The organism is Halocynthiibacter sp. SDUM655004, from assembly GCF_026015885.1.
Taxonomy (GTDB): Bacteria; Pseudomonadota; Alphaproteobacteria; order Rhodobacterales; family Rhodobacteraceae; genus Falsihalocynthiibacter; species Falsihalocynthiibacter halioticoli.
On sequence record NZ_JAPDUG010000001.1, the window covers coordinates 64893 to 86312 of the forward strand.

General features: G+C 53.0%; 20 protein-coding genes. 11 read left to right on the forward strand and 9 right to left on the reverse strand.

What is annotated here, in order from left to right:
* Positions 1–119 precede the first annotated feature (119 nt).
* Genes N9C89_RS00305 through N9C89_RS00315 form a run of 3 tightly spaced genes read right to left on the reverse strand, consistent with a single transcriptional unit; the run spans position 120 to position 3147 of the window.
* The gene (locus N9C89_RS00305) at positions 120–1265 is read right to left on the reverse strand and encodes an ABC transporter permease (protein WP_263951808.1); all 1146 of its coding nucleotides are present in this window, start codon (positions 1263–1265) and stop codon (positions 120–122) included.
* Complete coding sequence (locus tag N9C89_RS00310) at positions 1262–2188, reverse strand: ATP-binding cassette domain-containing protein (RefSeq protein WP_263951809.1); 927 nt, start codon at positions 2186–2188, stop codon at positions 1262–1264. Before N9C89_RS00310 ends, N9C89_RS00305 begins: the two co-directional genes overlap by 4 nt.
* Positions 2185–3147 carry an HlyD family secretion protein gene (locus tag N9C89_RS00315; RefSeq protein ID WP_263951810.1) on the reverse strand — a complete coding sequence of 321 codons (963 nt, stop codon included), beginning with the start codon at positions 3145–3147 and terminating at the stop codon, positions 2185–2187. Before N9C89_RS00315 ends, N9C89_RS00310 begins: the two co-directional genes overlap by 4 nt.
* 302 nt (positions 3148–3449) lie before the next feature.
* On the opposite strand from N9C89_RS00315, the gene N9C89_RS00320 reads away from it, so the two are divergent.
* On the forward strand, positions 3450–4244 hold the full coding sequence (locus N9C89_RS00320) for a FadR/GntR family transcriptional regulator (RefSeq protein ID WP_263951811.1): 795 nt from the start codon (positions 3450–3452) through the stop codon (positions 4242–4244).
* A 20-nt stretch (positions 4245–4264) separates the two neighbouring features.
* Complete coding sequence (locus N9C89_RS00325) at positions 4265–5350, forward strand: glycoside hydrolase family 88 protein (RefSeq protein ID WP_263951812.1); 1086 nt, start codon at positions 4265–4267, stop codon at positions 5348–5350.
* A gap of 52 nt (positions 5351–5402) precedes the next feature.
* Here the strand turns inward: N9C89_RS00325 and N9C89_RS00330 are convergent, their stop codons facing one another.
* Complete coding sequence (locus N9C89_RS00330) at positions 5403–6197, reverse strand: SDR family oxidoreductase (RefSeq protein ID WP_263951813.1); 795 nt, start codon at positions 6195–6197, stop codon at positions 5403–5405.
* Positions 6198–6307: 110 nt separating this feature from the next.
* Here N9C89_RS00330 and N9C89_RS00335 point away from each other — a divergent pair, with 110 nt between their 5' ends.
* The 8 genes from N9C89_RS00335 to N9C89_RS00370 all read left to right on the forward strand — a co-directional run bounded on the left by N9C89_RS00335 (position 6308) and on the right by N9C89_RS00370 (position 15100).
* Positions 6308–7279: an arabinose ABC transporter substrate-binding protein gene (locus tag N9C89_RS00335; RefSeq protein WP_263951814.1), complete on the forward strand. Its 972-nt coding sequence runs from the start codon at positions 6308–6310 to the stop codon at positions 7277–7279.
* Between the two features lie 63 nt (positions 7280–7342).
* Positions 7343–8842 (forward strand): sugar ABC transporter ATP-binding protein, encoded by a 1500-nt coding sequence (locus tag N9C89_RS00340; protein WP_263951815.1) that lies wholly within the window; start codon positions 7343–7345, stop codon positions 8840–8842.
* Between the two features lie 22 nt (positions 8843–8864).
* Positions 8865–9920: an ABC transporter permease gene (locus N9C89_RS00345; RefSeq protein WP_263951816.1), complete on the forward strand. Its 1056-nt coding sequence runs from the start codon at positions 8865–8867 to the stop codon at positions 9918–9920.
* Between the two features lie 5 nt (positions 9921–9925).
* Positions 9926–10762, forward strand: a complete 837-nt coding sequence (locus N9C89_RS00350) for a hypothetical protein (RefSeq protein ID WP_263951817.1) — start codon at positions 9926–9928, stop codon at positions 10760–10762.
* A 12-nt stretch (positions 10763–10774) separates the two neighbouring features.
* The gene (locus tag N9C89_RS00355; RefSeq protein WP_263951818.1) at positions 10775–11560 is read left to right on the forward strand and encodes an enoyl-CoA hydratase/isomerase family protein; all 786 of its coding nucleotides are present in this window, start codon (positions 10775–10777) and stop codon (positions 11558–11560) included.
* Positions 11561–11562: 2 nt separating this feature from the next.
* The gene (locus tag N9C89_RS00360; protein WP_263951819.1) at positions 11563–12807 is read left to right on the forward strand and encodes a CaiB/BaiF CoA transferase family protein; all 1245 of its coding nucleotides are present in this window, start codon (positions 11563–11565) and stop codon (positions 12805–12807) included.
* Positions 12808–12815: 8 nt separating this feature from the next.
* The gene (gene dgoD / locus N9C89_RS00365; protein WP_263951821.1) at positions 12816–13964 is read left to right on the forward strand and encodes a galactonate dehydratase; all 1149 of its coding nucleotides are present in this window, start codon (positions 12816–12818) and stop codon (positions 13962–13964) included.
* Positions 13965–14014: 50 nt separating this feature from the next.
* Entirely contained in the window at positions 14015–15100 is a 1086-nt protein-coding gene (locus tag N9C89_RS00370) for a M24 family metallopeptidase (protein WP_263951822.1), read from the forward strand.
* A gap of 20 nt (positions 15101–15120) precedes the next feature.
* Here N9C89_RS00370 and N9C89_RS00375 read toward each other — a convergent pair whose 3' ends face one another.
* The 5 genes from N9C89_RS00375 to N9C89_RS00395 all read right to left on the reverse strand — a co-directional run bounded on the left by N9C89_RS00375 (position 15121) and on the right by N9C89_RS00395 (position 20433).
* Positions 15121–16323, reverse strand: coding sequence for an aminopeptidase P family protein (locus tag N9C89_RS00375; RefSeq protein WP_263953252.1), 1203 nt, complete (start codon positions 16321–16323; stop codon positions 15121–15123).
* A gap of 283 nt (positions 16324–16606) precedes the next feature.
* On the reverse strand, positions 16607–17518 hold the full coding sequence (locus N9C89_RS00380) for an alpha/beta fold hydrolase (RefSeq protein ID WP_263951823.1): 912 nt from the start codon (positions 17516–17518) through the stop codon (positions 16607–16609).
* Between the two features lie 125 nt (positions 17519–17643).
* Positions 17644–18210 (reverse strand): DUF333 domain-containing protein, encoded by a 567-nt coding sequence (locus tag N9C89_RS00385; protein WP_263951824.1) that lies wholly within the window; start codon positions 18208–18210, stop codon positions 17644–17646.
* A 151-nt stretch (positions 18211–18361) separates the two neighbouring features.
* Positions 18362–19246: a hypothetical protein gene (locus N9C89_RS00390; protein WP_263951825.1), complete on the reverse strand. Its 885-nt coding sequence runs from the start codon at positions 19244–19246 to the stop codon at positions 18362–18364.
* 134 nt (positions 19247–19380) lie between these two features.
* Positions 19381–20433: a Gfo/Idh/MocA family protein gene (locus N9C89_RS00395; protein ID WP_263951826.1), complete on the reverse strand. Its 1053-nt coding sequence runs from the start codon at positions 20431–20433 to the stop codon at positions 19381–19383.
* 150 nt (positions 20434–20583) lie between these two features.
* Here N9C89_RS00395 and N9C89_RS00400 point away from each other — a divergent pair, with 150 nt between their 5' ends.
* Positions 20584–21339 carry a class I SAM-dependent methyltransferase gene (locus N9C89_RS00400; RefSeq protein ID WP_263951827.1) on the forward strand — a complete coding sequence of 252 codons (756 nt, stop codon included), beginning with the start codon at positions 20584–20586 and terminating at the stop codon, positions 21337–21339.
* Positions 21340–21420: the final 81 nt, after the last annotated feature.

Here is a 21420-nt window from a genome sequence, read left to right on the forward strand (position 1 = left end):
GATCGCCTTTGATTGTGCAATGTGTGAGCGAAACTGGTTCGTTTCGTATGGCCCGTCTTTTCGTTTCGTATGGCCCGTCTTAGAGCCACCCGACGTCTGGCATCTAAGGTTTGCCGTTCTTAATCTAACCGCTTTTTGAATTTCAATGTCGCTGCCATAAGGCCAAAGACAGTGAAGCCGATCATCCACAGGATTTGTTCTCTCATCTCAAAGAGCGAGGCATCTCGCAAAACAACTCCACGGATCATATCCATGAAATGTGTCGCTGGCAGCGCTTGCGCGATGACTTGAACAGGCTGTGGCATGCCGTCAAAGGGAAACATAAACCCAGACATCAAGATCGAAGGCAGCAGGATGAAAACCGTCATTTGCATCGATTGAAGCTGATTTTTTGCAAGCGTGGAAACCACCAGACCAACTGACAGGCTCGCGATGATGAACAGCAGCGTCACAACAAGCAAAGCCCCCAGTCCGCCATTAATCGGGACATCAAACAGAACATGCCCAAGCCCCAAAATGATTGCGACCTGAATTAGTCCCGCAAAGATATAAGGGATAATCTTTCCAATCATGATCTCGCTCGACTTAACGGGCGTGTTGATGAGCATCTCCATATTGCCGCGTTCGCGCTCGCGCACAATGGCAGCAGATGTGAACAGGATCATGGTCATGGTAAGGATAACGCCCACAAGGCCCGGCACAATGTTAACCGCCGAGCGCTGTTCTGGGTTGAAGTAAAGCGTAACTTCAAACGTTGGAACCAGTCGGTTTGGTGGCAATCTCATCATCTCGGTTAAAGGCATTGCTCTGAGTGATTTGATCGCGCTCGCCACCATGGTGTCTGAGCCATCGACAATCCAATGCGCAACAGGGCGGCTGCTGGTTTGGTCTGTCGCATTCGGCAGGCCCAGCCCGATCGCGGGGCTTCTTGCAAATCGGTTGTCTACATCGCGGGGAATGATCAACGCAGCTCGCACGCGGGCTTCTGTGATTGCGATCTCGGCTTCTTGGGGAGTGGCGAAGACCTCTGTGAATTCGACAACCTGCGTGGCCTGCACAATTTGAGCGAGCGTTCGCGAGAGTTCTGTTTCGGCTTGGTCCACCAATGCAACAGGCACGTGGCGCAAGTTGGTGTTGATCGCATATCCGAACAGCATCAATTGGATCAAAGGTATCATTATGACCATGGCGAAGGTCATTCGATCTCTGCGCAGTTGGAGCAATTCTTTCTTCAGAACGGCGGCGATACGGCGCGGTGATATCATGCCTTCTGCTCCCGTGTTGCGCTGACGAATACGTCTTCTAGGTTTGGGCGTTGTTGCGTAAGGGTCAGGTCCGAAAACGTGTTGAGCAACGCGCGCAGCATTTCGACGGGTTGTGGCTCTGACTTATCCACCAAGACACGAAGCCGCGATCCAATTTGTGCGGTGGAGAGAACTTTGGGCTTTCCGTCTAGCTGATGTTTGACGGTGCGCAGCTCTGGTCCCTCGATCTCTACAACATCGGCTTGAAGGTTATCCATCAATTGGCGCGGAGAGCCATCGGCCTTTTTTGCTCCGTTTTGCAGAATGGCCAGCTTGTGACAGCGTTCTGCTTCGTCCATGAAATGGGTGGATACGATCATTGTCGCGCCCTCATCGACAAGATCAAACAGTTGCTCCCAAAACGTTCGGCGGGTTTCCGGGTCAACAGCAGAAGTCGGTTCATCGAGAAACAGGAGCTTTGGCCGATGAATAACTGTCGCAGCGAGGGATAGCTTCTGACGTTGCCCACCGCTCAAACTGCCGCAAAGTTGATCTACATTTGTCGTAAGATCATAGGTGTGCAGGAGTTCCTCAATTCGGCCTTTCACCGATCTTGCTGGAATCCCATAAATCTCGGCGGCGAATTTCAGGTTTTCGCGCACCGTTAAATCTCGATAGTACGAAAAGATCTGGGTCATGTACCCAATTTGGCTTTTGAGCGGTTCCGCCGCCTGCGGCATTGACTTGCCCAGCACAGTGACTTCTCCGCTGCTCGGCGTCAGCAGCCCTGTCAGCATTCGAATAGTTGTTGTTTTTCCGCATCCGTTCGGGCCGAGAAATCCGTAAATCTGGCCGGTTTGGATTTCGAGATCTAGGTTATCGACGGCCGTCTTCTCTCCGAATGTTCGGGTAAGGCTGCGTGTCGAAACAACGACATCTGTCATGGCATAGGAACCTGAACTGGTATGCCTGGGGGCAAGTCTGGTGAGGCAGAGGGCAGGTCAATTTCCGCAAGATAGACGAGCCTTGTCCGGTCATCTTTGTTCAGCCCGAAATAGGGCGTAAAAGACGGGTCGTCGCTGATCCACCGCACAACGCCATCCAAAGGGGCGTCGAGCCCATCAACATGAACTTCCAGCTTGTCCCCGGTTTTGAGCTTAATGCGATGCGGCTCTGGGATGTAAACACGGGCATATGGAACCTCGCCCGTTATGAGCACGGCAACCGGACTGCCCAGTGCCACCCGCTCCCCCAGGTTCCACGGTAAAGAATCCAAAATACCGTCGCGCGTTGCCACAACAGTCAACTCATCCAGAATGGTCTGCTCGGCTTTGACGGATGCTTCCTGTGCTCTCACGTTCGCTTCGGCAACGGCCAAATCCTCGGGCCTTGTGCCGTTCTTCAATTCCTTCAGTGTTTCCTTTGCGCTTCGCAATTCGGCGCGCGCTGAGTCTCTTACGGCCAGATTGTTCGCAACTTGCGCTTCGGTCACAATCGAGTTTTCGACCAGTTTTAGGTTTCGCTGATAGATGGCCTCTGCGTCAGCCAATCGCGCAACGGCACCCGCAACCTTGGCTTCGGCTATTGCGATCTCTTCCTCTCGGGCGCCAACTTGTAGCTTGAGTAAGGTTGCTTGTGCTTTTTCAAGCTCCGCTTGCGCCAGCGCCAACTTCGATGTTTGCAGGGTGCCGTCTAGTTGAACCAGTGTGTCTCCAACCTTGACCCTTGATCCTTCTGCGAGCGGTAGGTCCACAACAATTTCATTGGCTGTAGCGGTGAGCGCAACGCGGTCCCGTGCAAGAATTCCAAGCGCCACACTCTCGTCAGTTCGCGAGCATTGGTCGAGAAATGCGGGAAAAATTGCTGCAACTATCAACGGAATAGGAGACGTGAAATTTAGCAAGGGTTACCTCCAATCGCAGGCCGCGGAGTGTGTTAATGCCTTCTATTACTGATAAAAACAGCACCTCCCATCACAAACAAGCTCTAATCTTCGTCCAGTACTTGCGTTTCTTTGAAACACGACTGGGGTCTCCGTTTGATGCGGGATGTTCCGTGTCGCGGAGCTGGTTTGCCCAAATCATCTCGAGAATTCTTGGATTTACTAGTGATTATATACCCGAATATTCAGCATTAAGGCGGGGGAGTTACGCCTCTTGCACAAATGATTTTGTCAGTTTATATTATAAACAGGAGATTTAGTTTATGAAAAAACGTAGTCCATTAAGCCGAAAGTCTGCAATTGGCGGCGTCATAGAGGTGCGCGGGATCCTCGGAGCGGCGGTCGAGAACCTTGGTGTTCGGATTGTTGGTGGTGAATGGGCTGAAGGTGACGCAATCAGCAAAGAAGCCGATCTCGTTGAAGAGCTTGGTGTGAGCCGATCGGTTGTGCGCGAAGCGTTTCGAATTCTCGGAGCAAAGGGCCTTATCCGCAGTAAAACATCTGATGGTACGCGGGTGATGCTCCGTTCAGAGTGGCGCTTGCTTGATCCGGATGTCATGGACTGGCGTATCCAAGCTGGAGATACAATATCGCTTCTGGATGATCTCCAGAAGGTGCGCCTTGTCATGGAGCCTGGAATTGCGTTCACCGCGACACAGATGGCAACAGAAGAGCAGCGCGCAAGGGTTAAGGCTGCGTGGGAGCGTAAAGTTGCGGTGGCTGAAGAGCCCGAAGTGGACTCAGCCGAACGCCGTCAAAATTTCATTGATGCGGACTTGGATTTTCACCGATCGCTCATCGAGTGCGTAGGATCCGAGTTGCTTGAACAACTTTATGCGGTGATCGAAGCATCGATGAGTATCTCCATCGATCTTCAGATGGCTGCGGTCGGCTATATTTCTGAAATGGTGGGTATGGACGAAAGCCAACAACTCCACGAGGCTGTTTACAAAGCGTTCATGGATGGGGATGCCGAGCGTGCTTGCACAGCGATGCGAGAAGTGGTCGCGAGCGCGATCAGAGATATGCAGGACGGTTTGGCCCAGACAACCGAATAATTTCTATAATGGAGAAGAATATGCCCGATACGCTTCAGCCGCAGCTCATCGCGGCGGTCGCCGAACGCCTCGCTGCCCATGAATTCAAGGGGTGGTTCTATGGCGATTCAGTCGGATTCGAGGGGTTGGTTGCCGCAGCAGATTTGCTTGAAGATCCGAAGTGGATAGATTTCAGCCACGGGTTCTTCCGTGCATGGGCCACGCGCCGTCATCCATTCCACCCCGACGACAACACCGCGCCCGGCCATGTGATGTGTGATATCGTCGAGCGGACAGGTGACGAGGTTTTGAAAACAGCAGTACTTGATCTCGCGGAGCACCTTCGAAGTCGGCGTAAGATCGGGGATGTTGCCGTAACATTCGAAGACACGTTGCGCTCATTGCGGCAACCCTATGGTGGCGTTCAACTCTCTAAAGAGCAGAGCGAATTGATGAAGGATCCCGGCGCGGGTATCTGGCTTGATTGCATGCATTTCGACGCGCCGTTCTATGCACACCTGTCAAAAATTGATCCCGCGAACGATTGGGCAGAGACCGGGGTTCGCGAGATTCTTGGGTATCGTGAATTCCTGTTTGATCAAGAAACCGGAACGTATCGGCACTACTGGCTCGAGAAACTTGGCCGATCGCAAATTCCCGGTTGGGGCCGAGGGCAAGGTTGGGCTCTTTTGGGGATGCTGGATGTGCTGAAGTTCTGCGGCGATGCTCCGGCAGCGGATGAATTGCAAGAGCAGGCCATTGCTTTAGCGGAAACAATGGTCTCGTATCAGCTTGAGGACGGGAACTGGCATTGCATGGTGCACGAGCCGCGTTCCGGGCCGGAATCTTCAACCGCTGCATTTATGGCAACCGCATTTTATCGCGGGATGAAGCATGGCGTGTTGAGCAAGCGTTTTGAATTGCCCGCAGAGAAGGCATTCCGCGCGATGGTTTCGAACCTTGATGAAAAGGGAAATCTTCTTGGTGTTTCGGCAGCCGTCATGTCTGCTTTGGTAGACGAACATTATTGGCATGTTCCTCTAGATCGAATTGTCCCGTGGGGGCAGGGTCCGGTCTTGACTGCCGCCGCCGCGCGAAGTGCTTTCCTCGGCAAAGCTATCTCTTAGCAATTGAATACCAAGCTGGCCCATGCTGCGCGCGGGCCAGTGGTTTGTTGGCTTAATCGCCCGAGCGGATGTCGTCGTACATTCGTATCGTCACACCGCCGTCCATGACGATATTTTCTCCTATCATGAAGCGCGCTTCTTCGGATGCCAGCATTGCCGCCACGGCGGCTATTTCGTCGGGGCGACACAGTCGGCCGACGGGCTGCATGGCTTCAACTTTCGCGCGGGCCTTGGCGGCATCTCCCGTTGCGGCAAAGTCATTCTCGGCGATTTGGGTATCCGTGTAGCCAGGCGAAATCGCGTTAATAGCAATCCCTTTGTCTGCATACTCCAGCGCAAGAGAACGGGTTAGTCCAAGTAAGCCATGCTTGGCGACGGGATAGGGAAAAGTGCCTTTGATAATCGAAAACGCGTGATTGGAAATGATATTGATCACGGCACCATTTTGCTTGGCGAGCATGTCGGGAAGCACAGTCTTTGTGCAAGTCCAAGCGCCTTTCAGATCGACATTCATGCAGAGATCCCAATCATCATCGCTGGTCTCAAGTGGGGAGCGGAACACTGCGATTCCAGCATTGTTGACCAACACATCCACAGGGCCAAACCGTTCCAGAACGGCGGCGTGCATGGCCGTAACACTTTGGGTTTTGGATATGTCTGTTTTGACAAAAAGCGTCTCTGCGCCAGTTTCGCTTGCGATCTGTTCTGCAGCGTCTCTTCCCTTGTCTTCGTTCAGTTCCGCAATCACGACGTGCGCGCCTTCGGTCGCGAATCGGCGAGCAATTGCTTCTCCGATTCCCTGACCGGCACCGGTCACGATGGTGGTTTTCCCTTTTAGTCTCTGCACTTGATTGAACTCCTCGCTGCGCTTGTTGACTTTGTCTGATTAACTGATTATATCCTTTAACCGTCGAGATGAAAATACTCGAATTAAGATCACCTTTGGGAGGAGAATACATGCTCAATCGAGTTAAACCTGTACTTCTTATGTCGATTGCAGGGACGGCCCTGCTTGCCGGAACGGCAATGGCCGACGACAAAGAAATCGTCGCGATCTACAAGAGCGGAACGCAACAATACTTCATTGATCAAGGGGACGGCTTTAAAGCTGCCGCCGAAGAGCTTGGCTACACTGCCAAGATCATCAACGTTGAACTTGATGCAAACCTTGCCATCTCTGCGGTTTCCGACGCGATCGCATCCGGCGCAAAAGGCATTGGACTTACCGCACCAGATCAGGCGCTTGGCCCTGCGGTTGCGCGTTCCGCTGATGAAGCGGGCGTTTTGCTCGTAGCGACTGACGACCCGATCATGAAAGAAGACGGTAGCCCTGTTCCATTCGTTGGCTTTGATGGCGTTGCAATGGGCACCAAAGTTGGCGAGCGGGCTGGTGAGTTGCTGAAGGAAAGCGGATGGCTTGATGGCGCGCGTTACGGTGTTTTGAGCGTTGAAGTTCAAACGCTTTCGGTTTGTAACGACCGCACTGACGCGGCCAAAGAGCAAGTAATTGCGGCTGGTGCGAGCGCAGATAGCATCGTGCAGGTTTCATATGACGGCACAGCTGACACGTCTCTCGCGGCGACTGGCCCAGTGCTGACGGCGAATCCCGGTGTCGACAAATGGGTTGTGTTTGCCTGTAACGACGAAGGTGTGCTTGGCGCAAACAACGCACTTAAGAATGCGGGCTTCAATCCAGATGATGTAATTGCTGTAGGGCTTGGCGCTTATGAAGCGTGCCGTCCTTGGAAAGAGGGTATTCCTTCTGGCTTTAAAGCTGCGCTTTACATCTCGGGTAAGGATGTTGGTGACGCCGCAGCGCGCACACTCATCAATTCCATTGAGACTGGTGAAGATCTGCCGCTCAAGACTGTTGCAAACACGACCATCGTCGGCCCCGATAACTACGCCGATTACATGTCCTGCGACTAATAACCTCCCGGGCGGGCGCCAAACGGCGCTCGCTACTCACTACAGGAACAAAAGGAGCAGGTCATGTCATCTGCGATCCTCGACGTTCAGGGAGTCGGAAAGTCTTTTCCCGGTGTTAAGGCGCTCTCGAACGTTAGTATGAAGGTTTTCCCCGGAGAAGTTGTCGCGTTTGTCGGCGAGAACGGTGCCGGAAAATCCACCTTCCTTAAAATTCTTTGCGGAGACTACACGCTTGATGAGGGCAAGGTTGCCCTTGATGGTACAGAAGTAAGTCACGCAAGTCCGCTAGAGGCGCGAAACGCAGGTTTCCGTCTTGTCAGGCAAGAACCGGAAATTGTTCCGCATATCTCGGCGGCGGAGAATATCTTCATTGGCGAGTATCCGCGTCGCGCGAGCGGTCGTGTTGATCATGCAAAGATGCGGCAAATCACAACCGAAATGTTGGAGCGCTACGGTTTTGTCGGGGTGCTCGATATCGATGCACTTGGGCGCACGCTTTCACCCGCTCAGCAGCATATCGTCGAGATCCTCCGTGCCCTGAAGGACGGCGTCAAAGTCGTGGCTTTTGATGAGCCGACCGCGTCTTTGACGACCGAAGAGGCCGACCGTCTTTTCGCGTTGATCCGGCAGCTTCGGAAGGAAGGGCTTGGCATCATTTATGTTTCGCACCGTTTGCACGAGGTTATGGAAATTTCCGACCGTGTGGTGGTTCTTAAAGATGGTGTTCAGACGGGCGATTTGCGGATTGAGGAAACAACCGAGCAAGACATCGTGAACCTGATGGTCGGCCGTGAATTGGCGCACGGATATAGTCGCGACGAGGTTTCGACCCCTGAAGTTGTACTTGAGGTCGAGAATCTGTCCAGCCGTTGGCATCGCGATATTTCTTTTCAAATCAGAGCCGGCGAAATCGTAGGGTTCGCGGGGCTTGTTGGCGCTGGGCGTACTGAACTCGCCAAAGTGCTATTTGGCGAATTTGAGAAAAGCGGTGGGACAGTGAAAATTTGCGGAGAGGTGAAGACCATACGTTCACCAGCTGACGCTATTGCCGCAAACATCGGCTTTGCGCCGGAAAACCGCAAAGCGGAGGGGTTGATCCTCGTTCGCTCGGTAATTGAAAACGCATCAATGGCTGTATATTCGGCCCTCGCTCGCATGGGCGTGCTGCGTACGTCTGCGATGATTGAAAAGGTTTCCCCATTCATTCAGAAGCTGGAAATCAAGACGCCTAGCCTTGAGCAGGAAGTCGGCAAGTTGTCGGGCGGCAACCAGCAAAAAGTCGTTTTGGCCCGCTGGCTCGCGGCGGCTCCCCGTTTGCTTATTCTCGATGAGCCGACCCGCGCGGTTGATGTGGGTGCCAAGGCCGAGATTTACCGTCTGATCGACGATCTCTCCAAGCAGGGGTTGGCGATCATGATGATTTCCTCCGAGATGCCGGAGCTTCTGTCTATGTCAGACAGGATCATCGTCATGCGCGACGGACAGATTTCTGAACCAATAGAAAAACAGGATGCCACCGAGGAGGCGATCGTGAATCTCGCCCTCGGGACAAAGGCGGCCTGATATGCCCACGGAGGACAAAAAATTGAGTATCACTGAAAACGCAACGCTCCAGATTGCTTCGCCCAAGAGCAGTGCGCTGAAGCGGTTCACCAACTTCGTTGGCGCCGAAAACCTTTCGCTGATTATAGCGCTGATCATCATGGTGGCGCTCATCGCCACGCAAACCGAGTTCTTCTTTTCCGCGCGAAATCTGATGAATATCGGTCAAAACATGGCCGTGGTCGGGTTGATCGCGGTTGGTATGACGCTTGTCATCGTATCTGCGGGGCTCGATATTTCGGTTGGCTCTATCGCGGGCTGTGCGTCGGTTGTTTGTGCCCTGACGGTTACCCAGATGGGAACAGTGACTGGCGGCGTGTTTGCGGGAATGGGTATTGGTATCATTCTGGGTTTGATCAACGCGACGATCATTTCGATCCTGCGCGTAAACCCTGTTGTTGCAACGCTTGCGACATTTTCGGCCTTTCGCGGAGTCGCGTTTTTGATTGCGCCCGATGGCCGCCCTGTGGGCGTTCTTGATCCAAACCTTGCATGGTTGGGTTCTGGACGGCTGTTTCAGACAGAGAGCTTCCCTGGTCTTCCCGTTGCATTCCTGCTTCTCGTTCTGGTCGCTGTCGTGGCGCATTTCGTAATGACTTCTACGGTATTTGGGCGGTCAATCTATTCGATGGGTGGGAACCCCGTTGCGGCGCGCCTTGCCGGTATCAACCTAACGCGCATGCGCTATGCGATTTATGCGGTCTCCGGCGCTTTGTCAGGCCTCGCTGGCGTGCTTGTAACCGCGCGTACATCATCTGGGCAGCCAGCTTCCGGTACCCAGGGGCTTGAGCTCGAGGCGATTACGGCTGTGTTCCTCGGCGGCGCTCTGATGGCGGGTGGCAAAGGAACGATTGTTGGCTCCATGTTGGCGGTTTTGCTTCTGGCAACACTTTCAAACGGTATGAACCTACTCGGTATTCCAACATTCTATCAGCTTGTAGCCAAAGGTCTCTTGTTGGTTCTGGCCGTTGCGATCGGACAGTGGCGCCTTGCGCGCTCTGAAAAACAGCAGGCCAAGCTTGCGGCTGCAGGGAAGTAAATCCAATGCAACGCGTCACCCTCTCGAACGATCAGGTGTTGATCCAAGTTGTACCCGAGTTCGGTGCAAGAGTGGTCGCTCTGATCGATCGCCGATCTGGACGAGACTGGCTGATTAGCGGAGCTTGTGAGGGTGCCGCAGGAGATGACGCCGCCTATGGCGGTGCAGAGGCGAGAGGTTGGGACGAGTGCGCCCCAACTGTCGCGTCTTGCCATGACCCGAACTGGGGGCGGCGGCTGCGCGATCATGGGGATATGTGGGGCCGCCCGTGGGTTTCAGAAGAAAGCGAAGGCGCTCTTACCTATCGCTATATTGGGGAACAGTTTGCGTTTAGCCGAACGCTTCGCCTCGAGGGACCAAAGCTTCTGTGTGACTACGAGATTTCGGCGGGCACATCGGGCACGAAACTTCCATGGATGTGGAGTCAGCACCTGTTACTCGCAACCCGACCCGGCGAGCGAATTATACTCGATGGGGTGAGTAGTTGGGCAGAGTTTGGCAAGGAACCCGCAACCACTGACGTACTGGGTTTGGAGGCGGGACTGGTTCAAAAGAGCTACGGCAAAGTAACCGACCGCGCAAGCGTTGGAATTGACGGATCAGACGGCGGGATCCGCCTTGAATGGTGCGACGCGCAAGTCCCGTATTGCGGTGTTTGGATGGCGTTCGGTAACTGGCCGACCGCAGACAACCCGCTGCACCAAATGGCATTGGAACCGACAACCGCACCGTCGGACGACCTCGAAGGTGCGCGTTTGAACGGAACAGAACGCTGGCTTGAAGCCGGTCAAAAGGAACACTGGCAGATCGAGATAGAGCTTCTGCCGCCTAAGACAGATTAGAAGGAGCCGATCATGTCGGAAGAAAACATTCTTTATCGAGTTGAGGACGGCATTGCCTACCTCACCATCAATCGTCCGGAGAAGATGAATGCAATCACGGCTGCTATGGGGAGCCGCATTGCGCAACTTTGTCGGGAAATCGATATCGACGATAACGTAAAAGTGCTGATCATCGACGGTGCTGGCGATAGAGCTTTCGCCGCTGGTAGCGACGTGAACATGCTTGATGATCTAGGCACGCCATGGGATGGGCGCAACCGCGCGCAATATGATCGGGATTATGTGGAGCCGCTGCAGCGGCTTCGCAAACCCGCCATTGCAGCAATTGATGGATACTGTCTTGGCGGCGGTTTGGAGGTCGCGATGATGTGCGACATACGTGTGGCCACCCCGCGCTCAACGTTTGGCGCTCCGGAGGTGCAGCGCGGATGGCACGCTGGCGCCGGTAACACTTCTGTTTTGCCGCGTTTGATTGGTTACGCAAATGCCGCGATGTGGATTTTGACAGGCGACAGGTTTCCCTCTGATGAGGCGCTTCGGGTTGGTTTCGTCCAAAAACTCGTTGCTCCAGAAGACTTGATGAGCACCGCACAAGAGATCGCAAACCGTATCGCGAAAAACCCGCCGATCGCGGTTCAGTCAGCCAAAAACGTCATTAAGCGCAGTCAGGGAACATCGCTGGAGCAGGGGCTCTCGATGGAGAATGACGGCTACACGCTTTGCATGATGACTGAAGATGCCAAAGAAGGAATGGCCGCATTTGCCGAGAAGCGCGAGCCGGTATTCCGAGGTAAATGAAAATGAAGGACCAAACGATGACGGATACGGCCACAAATACACGCGCGCCTCTCGAAGGACTCAAGGTGCTGGACCTTACCATCGCAATGGCGGGTCCACTCTGTACGCAGCGGATGGGCGAAATGGGTGCCGAAATCATCAAGATTGAGGCACCTGGTGGCGGTGATTTTTCGCGCCATGCGCCGATGGCTGGCATCACCAAATTCGGCGATGCAACTTGCTTTGTGACGCTGAACCAGAACAAGAAATCGCTAGTACTTGATCTAAAGTCTGATGCTGGCCGAGAGGTTCTCTATCGATTGGTTGAGCAAGCAGACGTTTTGATCCAGAATTTCCGCCCTCGGGTGGCAAAAAAGCTGGGAATTGAGTACCAAACCCTTCGCGAAATCAACCCGCGTCTCGTCTATGGGTCTGTCTCTGGATACGGCGAAGATGGTCCGATGAAGGACCGGCCAGGTCAGGACCTTCTTTTGCAGAGCTTTACCGGACTGACGATGAACGGCGGCAAGGCCGGAGAGTTGCCTCAAGCCAGCCCGCTTTACATGGTTGATGTTTCGGCCTCGCACATGGTGTGTGAGGGGGTGTTGGCGGCGCTAGTCGCCCGCTCGATCACGGGCGTGGGGCAGGAAGTCAAAGTGACAATGCTGAGCGCTATAATGGAAATGCAGTGTCAGGAAATCATGTCCTATATCACTGCCGATGCCCCACCCAAGCGCGGCACCTCTCCACAGGTTTCGATCTACCAGGAGCCGCCCTATGGTATCTACAAATGCTCCGAGGGATTTCTTTCCATCGCGCAGGCGGATCTGGATGTACTGGCCGAAGTACTGAAGCTTCCCAAGCTATCCGATATGAAGCTCGCACGACCAGAGCAATCGAATGGTGATGCTGTTGCGGAGTGGCGCGATGATATTTATGCGGAGTTGGCGGCGCTGTTCCTTACAAATACGGCAACTCATTGGGATGCACTCCTCGCGCCGTTGGGTGTTTGGTGCGTTGTTGTGAACGATTACGACTCCTTCCTGAACCACCCTCAGACACAGGATAAGCTAATTGAAGTCGAGCATCCTGTTGGTGGGAAGTACACAGCGGTTGCGCCAGCGATTTCCTTCTCGGACAATCCGAAACCATCCGTAAAACATGCGCCGCAGTATGGCGCGGATACCGTTGATATCCTCGCTTCATTCGGTTTCAGCGGCGATGAAATTTCGACGTTGGCAGAAAATAAAACCGTTATTGCGGGATAAGGCTGACAATGAAAATTACAGCGCTTCAAACCTATCTGGTTCCACCGAGATGGTTATTCTTGAAGGTGGAAACAGACGAGGGGATTTCCGGCTGGGGAGAACCAGTTCTGGAAGGTCATGCAGAGACGCTCGCCGCAAAGATTAAGGAGCTCGAGGACTTCTTGATCGGATCTGATCCTCTGCGGATAGAAGATATCTGGCAAATGCTCTATCGGAACGGGTGTTATCGTGGCGGCCCTGTATTGATGAGCGCACTTGCCGGTATCGACATGGCGCTGTGGGATATCAAAGGTAAGTACCTTGGCGCGCCGGTTCATTCGCTGCTTGGTGGACCTGTTCGCGACAAGATCCGCACGTATTGCTGGATCGGCGGTGATCGCTCTGAAAACCTGATTGAAGGTGTGCTGGCGTTAAAGGCGCAGGGTTACTCGGCCGCAAAAATGAACATCTGTGAAGAGCTTCAGATCGTCGACAGCTATGCAAAGATTGATGGCATCGTCCGTAAGCTTTTCGAGTTGCGAGAGGCTGTGGGCACATCAATGGATTTGGCATTTGATTTCCATGGCCGCGTTCATGGCCCTATGGCTAAAGTGCTGTTGAAAGAACTTGAAGCGATTAGACCCATGTTCGTTGAGGACGCCGTGGTTTCTACGCAGGTTGATCTGATGGCCGAGCTTGCCAGCACCACGTCAATACCGCTGGCGATCGGAGAACGCCTACATTCTCGCTATGATTTTAAACCGGTTTTCGAGAAACGTGCGGCCAGTATCGTTAACCCAGACACGGCCCACGTTGGCGGAATCTCGGAAATGGTGCGCATCGGTCATTGGGCCGAGGCTTATGATGTCGCGCTTGCACCGCATTGTCCACTTGGCCCGATTGCACTTGCCGCAAGTTTGCAGGTGGACGCAGTGTGTCACAACGCCTTTATTCAGGAGCAAAGCCTTGGCATTCACTACAATTCGACGAGCGACTTGGGGGATTACACCTTGCCCGGCGCTGGTTTGACTGTGAAAGATGGTTATCTCGACATACCAAAAGGGCCGGGTCTAGGTATTGAAATTGATGAGGAAAAAGTCGAGCGCGCCGCAGCTGAAGGGCATCGTTGGAGAGCTCCGGTTTGGCGGCATGAGGATGGCTCGATCTCTGAGTGGTAACACTGACTATTGGGTCATGAATTCTCGACGCAAAAAGGAGGGGCTAACGGATGGATAACACAACAAGACTTGCCGAAATGCTCGCGGAGATTGGCGCAGATTGGGCCATTCTGACATCTCCAGACTCTGTGTGTTTTGCGACTGGCCATGTTGTCCCGATCGAAATTGGCCCTTCGCCATTTTCTGGTGGCCCGACGACGGCCTTCGTAAGCCGAGACGGCGTAGCGGGCGTTGTTTGTCCGAATACCGATGCAGGACAGGCGATCGACTGCGAAGAAATCTCCTATGCTGGGTTTGCGTGCTCCGTTGTGGATCAGGTTAGCAACTACCTTGCAGCGGTGAAGACGATGTTGGAGAAGCTGGGTGTCGTGGGGCGTGTTGCTGTTGAGACTGCGAGTTTGACTGCGGCATTAGCAGACCTTCTGCCGGCAGAACGCAGTGTAATCGACGACTCTCTCAAACGCCTAAAGGCGATAAAAACGACGAGAGAAATTGGTCTGTTAACACGCTCTGCAGAAGTCGCAGCGCTTGGCCAAAAAGAGGCCGCTGGGATTTCGATTTCAGGACGTACGGAACTGGATGTTCTGAACGGTATTCGTGCACGAATGGAAACTGAAGCCGGAACGCGTTGTGCGCTCGCGGGTGAGTTCCTCGCTGGAATCGAGCGGTCCTCAACTCTCGGTCTGATGCCCGGAGCCTATGAGTTGCAAAAGGGCGATCCAGTTGTTTGCGATTTGGCGCCGCGCGTTCAAGGATATTGGGGAGATAGCTGTAGTAGTTTCGTTGTCGAAGCTGAGAAATCCGATGAATTTGCGAAAATGCACCAAGCGTGTTTTGAAACGCTCCAGTTTGCTATTTCCGAGCTAAGGCCAGGGTTGAAAGTTTGTGATTTTGACAAGCTATTGCGAAATCACTTGAAAGAGTATGGCTATTCCTACCCGCATCATTCAGGCCACGGGATAGGAACTTCCGTCCACGAATGGCCGCGGTTGGTTCCGGATGAAGCAGCGATGATCGAGGAGAACATGGTTTTGATGGTCGAGCCGGGAAGCTATGTTCCCGGTCTCGGTGGCGTGCGGTGTGAGTTTATGTTGCGCGTTACAAATAGCGGCGCGGTGCCAATGGCAACGTTCTAAGTTTTCGCCAGTGTGTCATATCACCCGATGACGTTATGATCCGGACCATAGGGGAAGCCGGTGATGTTTTCGTTACCGTTTTCCGTTATGATTAGAATGTCATGCTCGCGATATCCGCCAGCTCCGGGTTTGCCTTCGGGTATAGTAAGCATTGGCTCCATTGAAATAACCATGCCGGGCTCAAGCACCGTGTCGATATCCTCGCGCAATTCGAGGCCTGCTTCGCGGCCGTAGTAGTGGCTCAACACACCAAAAGAATGGCCGTAACCGAAGGTCCGGTATTGCAGCAAATCACGTTTGGCAAAGAAGTCGTTGATCTTGTGCGTAACCTCGGAACAGGACGCGCCGGGCTGTAGTAAGCTCATGCCATATTCATGGGCCGCCACATTTGCTTCCCAGATGCCGAGGCTCGCCTTATCGACGGTTTCAACAAACAGAGTGCGCTCCAACGCCGTGTAGTAGCCCGAAATCATCGGAAATGTATTCAGGCTTAGGATATCGCCGCGTTCAAGCCTTCTGCTCGTCACTGGATTATGTGCGCCGTCTGTGTTGAGGCCGGATTGGAACCAAACCCACGTATCGCGATACTCTGCATCAGGAAAGCGATGCGCAATTTCGAGCTCCATTGCGTCTCGGCCCGCCATAGCAACATCGATTTCTCTTGCTCCGGCCTTGATTGCGTCGCGAATTGCATAGCCGCCGACATCTGCAGTTGCGGCACCCGCACGGATTAGGTCCAGTTCAGCGGATGATTTGTGAAATCGCTGTTTCATAGTGATCGGAGCGATATCAACTTTGCTTGCAGGCTCTAGAAATTCATCAAGCAGTGCCATCTGAGCAATCGATAGGTGATCGCCCTCAAATCCGATTGTTTTGCCAGTTCCGGTCACAGAACGGATCGCGCGCCAGTAGTTGTTTCTCTGCCAGTCAGTGTAGGTGATGTTGTCACCATAGCAGCGTCGCCATGGTTGGGCGGCGTCGATGCCAGCGCTGAAGGTGACGGTATCCGATTGTGTCACGACTTGAGCGTAGGGTCGGCCGAAGGAGCAATACAAAAACCCAGAGTAGTAGGCGACATTGTGCATAGATGTCATGACACAGGCATCAATGCCTTGTTCGGCCATCTTTGACCGCAGTCCGGCAAGGCGCGTTTCATACTCAGCATCCGCAAACGGAAGCAGTTTCTCTCCTTGATGGAAACGATAGTATTCTGGGCGTGCAATCCCGCTTGTGTTGGCTGTTCTGTCCATCGGTTCACTCCTGTTCCAGCCGCTCGTTTCGGTGGGGAGTGTGCCTGTTCGCTGTATGCACCTTCCCTCACCTTATTGCGGCAAAGTCAGATCCCGGCGTTCAGGATGGTTGGGTCGGGAGACTATGATTGGCATTCAATCACCGGCGACGCCATCGCCGTTCCCTTCTTTCTGGTTAAGCCAATACGGAAACTCAAATCAAGAGTGATTGCAAAATAGAGATCCATGCGCGCCAAAAACTTGCTTCAATGCGAAATTACTCCTGCAAGTACTCGATCAGATGTTTGGCGATTTCATCGGGCTGCTCGGATGAAAGCGCATGTCCGGCATTCGGTATTTCGACATAGCTTACTTGATCGCCCAGCTCAGCTTTCAGCTTCTTTCCGGCCTTGTCGGGCGGTGCGATATAATCGTCCGCGGCCTGAATAATGAGAAATGGTTTTCCACCGGCTTTTTTGAAGAAATCTTCACTGATCATGCTTGCGGCAAATGTTTCTGCTTTTCCTAAATCTGGGTACCATCCGTTCAGCCAAACGCTGGCGTCATTCCCCTTGGAAAAGAAAGCGCATTGAAGGCTTTTGGTTCGGTCCTCGTCAGATTGTGTCAGGTCAAACGAGCCAAAAAGGCATTTCTGTTGGTCCTCTGATAGCGAGCCGCCACCCGACGCCATGAGCGCCAGCTTTTCCACTCTGTCTGGAAATAGGGTTGTAAAGGTTCGCGCCAGTCGATTGCCCCAAGCATGGCCGACAAGGCTTACGCTCTCAATTCCAAGACCGTCAAAACTTGCTTTCAGATCGTGAGCAAAGGCACTCATCGTAATGTTTTGCGGGGTCAGGTCGCCGCTGCTTTTTCCGATTCCGCGCGGCTGAACGAGCACGACACGGTAGCCTGCCTTGGCCAGACGCGTCACGATTTTCGAGTTATATTGCTCTGTGTAGTCCTCTACGCCGCGCCCCAAAGACGGAATGATAGAGACATATGCGCCGTTGTTCGGGTCTTCGGCAAAGATGCGCTCGTGATTTGATGCATCTTGGTGATTGATAATCGTATCGCGGACAAGAAAATCATATGCGGGCCATGTTGGTTGATCCGATCCATGAATCGGGCCCGCAAAAATGGCGGCGAAAAAAGCAAATGCGATGCGTCTAAGTAGCGGTTGAGTTGGCATAACTGTTTCCAATACTTCTAATCTAAGGGTGTAACAGATTTTTGGGTTTGAGATTGAGCGAGGCTGAACACCAAATGGCTCTATCCAAGGCAGCGATTTTCCTTCGCCTGTTTGCCTGAGTCAGACTATTTAGAGGCCTCTCTAAAATACTCCCAAGCATCCCTGCTTTCGCCATTTGGGAGCGTGCAGATACCCTTTTGCGAGCCATCGTCGGCTGTGACGATTTGATAGGATCCGCCACTTTCAACGCAGAATGCTGCCGCTGGGTTAACCATTTTCGTGGATTCAGCATGGGAGGCGCGCAGGTATTCCCAACCATCTACAGCCTCGCCATTTGCCAACTCGCAGCTTCCATCTTCAAGATTGTAGGTTCCGCCATTTGCATTGCAAAACGTTGCCGCTGGATTTGCGATTTTCGGTTCTGGTTCATGTGCTTCTCGGAGCATACCCCAAGCGTCTTGCTCGGTTCCGTCGCTCATTCGGCAAACTCCGTGGCTTCCGTTTTCGTCTCTTTTTTGCCCGTAGAAGCCGCCTTGGTCGATGCAATAAACCGCTGCGGGGTTTGCGAGCGTAACGCCAGCATCGGCGAGCGTGTCGCTTGGCGAGAATATAGTAATCCCAAAAGTCGCGATCAACAGAATAAGGGCGGTAAGCCTCTTAGAAATAAAGGTAAATCCAATGGAAGGTTTCATAATCGAGCCTGTTCAGAAATCAGAATAATATCGCAAATTTAGTAATGCCCGTGTAAAGCATCACACAGTTTTCGCGTTATCTTACTTCAGAACAGGTTGGCGGCAATCGATTTTAATATGGTCTTTTTTGTCAGAGTCGCCTCGGCCGCATCTAGAAACGCAAGCGGAATGCCAACCCCGCGATAGGAGCTGTATCGTAGGATTGCTTCGAGACAGTCTTGCCAGATGTTGTTTCAAGCGCAAGCTCCCCGCCGAATTCTGCGCCGGCAAATGCACTAAAGCTCAGTCCTGGATTCGGGCTATATTCAAAAGACACAACAACGGGATAACTCTGGTCTTCGCCAACACCGCTTGGCGCGATACCTTTGTCATCCAATCGAAAACGAACGCTCTCGCTTCGTGCGGTCAGGCCGACGGAGGTCGTATCAGTAGTGGCGTATTTCAGCGTTAACCCTGGGCCTTGTGTCGCGCCGAGGCCTGATCCGGTTGTCAGATTCAGACGGTCTGTAATGTCCCAATCGATTAGCAATGCAGGGAAGAGCTCAAGATCATCGTTACCGATTTGGGTAAAAGCCCCAAACGCTGGACCGATTGTCAGATTGTCGCGAACTTTCCAGGAAATACCGCCGAACACCCCGTAGGTCTGACCATCAGAAGCATCGACACCTTGCTGGTAATCCCACCGGATTGAAGGCGCGAGAAAGACATTTGCGCCGCTATCCAGCTTAAAGCGAACAGGAACAGCGAGACGAATGTCCTGAATATCGGTCCATGGCTGCGTTGCGGTGTTGGCAAACTCATAGTCGAACTGTCCGAGGCTGACGGAAAGCCCAACCGCTGTTCCCGATGCGCTCGTATTAAGTCCTGTCACACGCAGGAAACTGCGCGTTGCGGTGAATTCATTGCCGTCATCAAGCTTTGTGTCGCTCTGGTAGGAGGTCAGTCCATCAACCTGCGTGCTCCAGCCTGTCATGGATTGAGCGTGCGCGGTGCTGATTGTGAAGGATGCCGTGATTGCAAGAATATAGCGCTTCATTGGATTGCCTGCCTGTTAAATTTCGACCGAGTTTTAATTGGTTACGAAGCATCCCGCACTTCAGATCACAAAAATATGAGTTTAGTTCACAATTAGATGCTTGTTGGTCTGTATGCCACAAAAGCACAACGATTTCAGGCCGAGCGTTCAGAAATTTCAATACGTTGCTGATTGTTTGCGGAATTCTGGATGGCTTCCACGACTTTGAGGCTGCGTAATCCTTCGCGACCGCTTACGCGCGGCTCATCATGGCCGCGTATTACAGCAGCAAAATGCCTGATTTGATTTTCGAGAGGATCGGCCGGAATGACTTCGGCTTTTGAGGTTCGCATCGGGTTAAGCCAGCTTCGCTCGCCGTCGTTCTGCCAAAGTTGTAGATCTGGCAGCGAAAGTGATCCGTGCGAGCCGCCTATCAAATAACAACTCGCTTCACTTTGCGGATAAGCGTCGTTCTCTCCGGATGTATGCTCCCAACTCCATGGGGCAACGATTGCATCAGAGACAGTGATCGTGCCGACGCCGTTTTCCTTGAAATGAAATACCGCTCCTGCAAGATCCTCGTTTTCAAACCCGCGCTGGGCTGGCGTGGCCATGGCTTGCACCGCGGTAATCTCGCCACATAGATGGCGAATGAGATCAATATCATGCACCAGATTGACCGAGATTGGCCCCGCCCCCTTTTGTGTCCGCCAAGGGGCAACCTCGAAATAGTCATCAGGCTTGTAGAACCACGCCGTCGCCTGAACAGAACGGACTTCGCCAATGGCGCCAGATTTAATCAGCGAATGGGCCTTTTCGATAAGCGGATTGTATCGCCGATGGTGCCCGACAAGAATTGGAACGCCCGTCTCCTCGGCCTGATTAACCAGCCGCTCACCCTCCGCCGCAGACACGGCCAGCGGCTTTTCGACAAGAGCAGGAATGCCATGCCCAATACAGCAAAGACCTTGGTCTACATGCAGGGTCGTTGGCGTTGCGATGATAACGCCGTCGGGCTTGGCTTCAGTAAGTGCCTCAATCAAATTAGCAAAGTGGGGTATGCCTTTTGACTGGGCGAAAGCGCGCGCTGCTTCACTAGGGTCAATAATTGCCGCAACACCAACGCCTTTTGTTTTTTCGATCGTCGAGATGTGACGTTTTCCGATCAGGCCAGCGCCGGAAACGGCAAGTCTAACATCGTTTGTCATAAGGCCTCTCGCTGCGTTACGTTCAGTGTGTTGCTATGAGTATGGCTTGAAATGAAGCGGTAAGGCAAAGCGAACTGGCGGGGCAATGTAGCTTTATTCATGCTTGATCTAAAGCTGATAACAATTTGCGAGAAACGAATGGGAGCGCATATGGAATATCTGGATTTTCTTGTTGAGCTACACGGGAATGCAGAGCGCCAAGGGCCCGGTGGGGATGAACAGACACGCCGTGCAGTTGAGCTTTCGGGCCTCGCGAACAAGCAAGGATTACGCATTGCGGATATTGGCTGTGGAACAGGAGCGTCCGTGCTTACTTTGGCGAAGATGCTGGATGCCGAGATTACCGCAGTAGATTTCCTTCCTGCTTTTCTCACTGAGTTGAGCTTGCGCGCCGCTTCAAATGGAGTTTCTGACCGGATAACGACAGTCGAAGCGTCTATGGACAAACTCGAATTTGAGCCTTCCTCATTCGATGCGATCTGGTCGGAGGGGGCGATTTATAACATCGGTTTTGAAGCAGGAGTCCGCGATTGGCGACAATACTTGAAGCCCAATGGAATTCTAGCAGTCTCTGAGCTGACATGGCTCACGGAGACGCGCCCACAAGATTTGGAGCGTTTCTGGAATGAAGCGTACCCCGAAGTTGGGACGGCATCAGAAAAGCTATCTGTTCTTGAACGCAACGGTTACACGCCACTTGGATATTTCCCCCTTCCTAAGGAATGCTGGATGGAGAATTACTATCATCCAGTGCGGAGGAAGCTGAACAGTATGCGAGTCAAATATAACGACTCCGAGGTGGTTCCGAAGTATGTGGAGCAAGAACTGCAGGAGATCCGGCTCTATGAGGCACATTCAGATTACGTGAGCTACGGTTTTTACATCGCCAAGAAACTTACCGATTGATTACGAAGCGTCTTGCCCGCAAAGTGGCAATGAAATTGATTGAATATTAATAACTTCCACGACGATGCGTTCGGCGCGTCC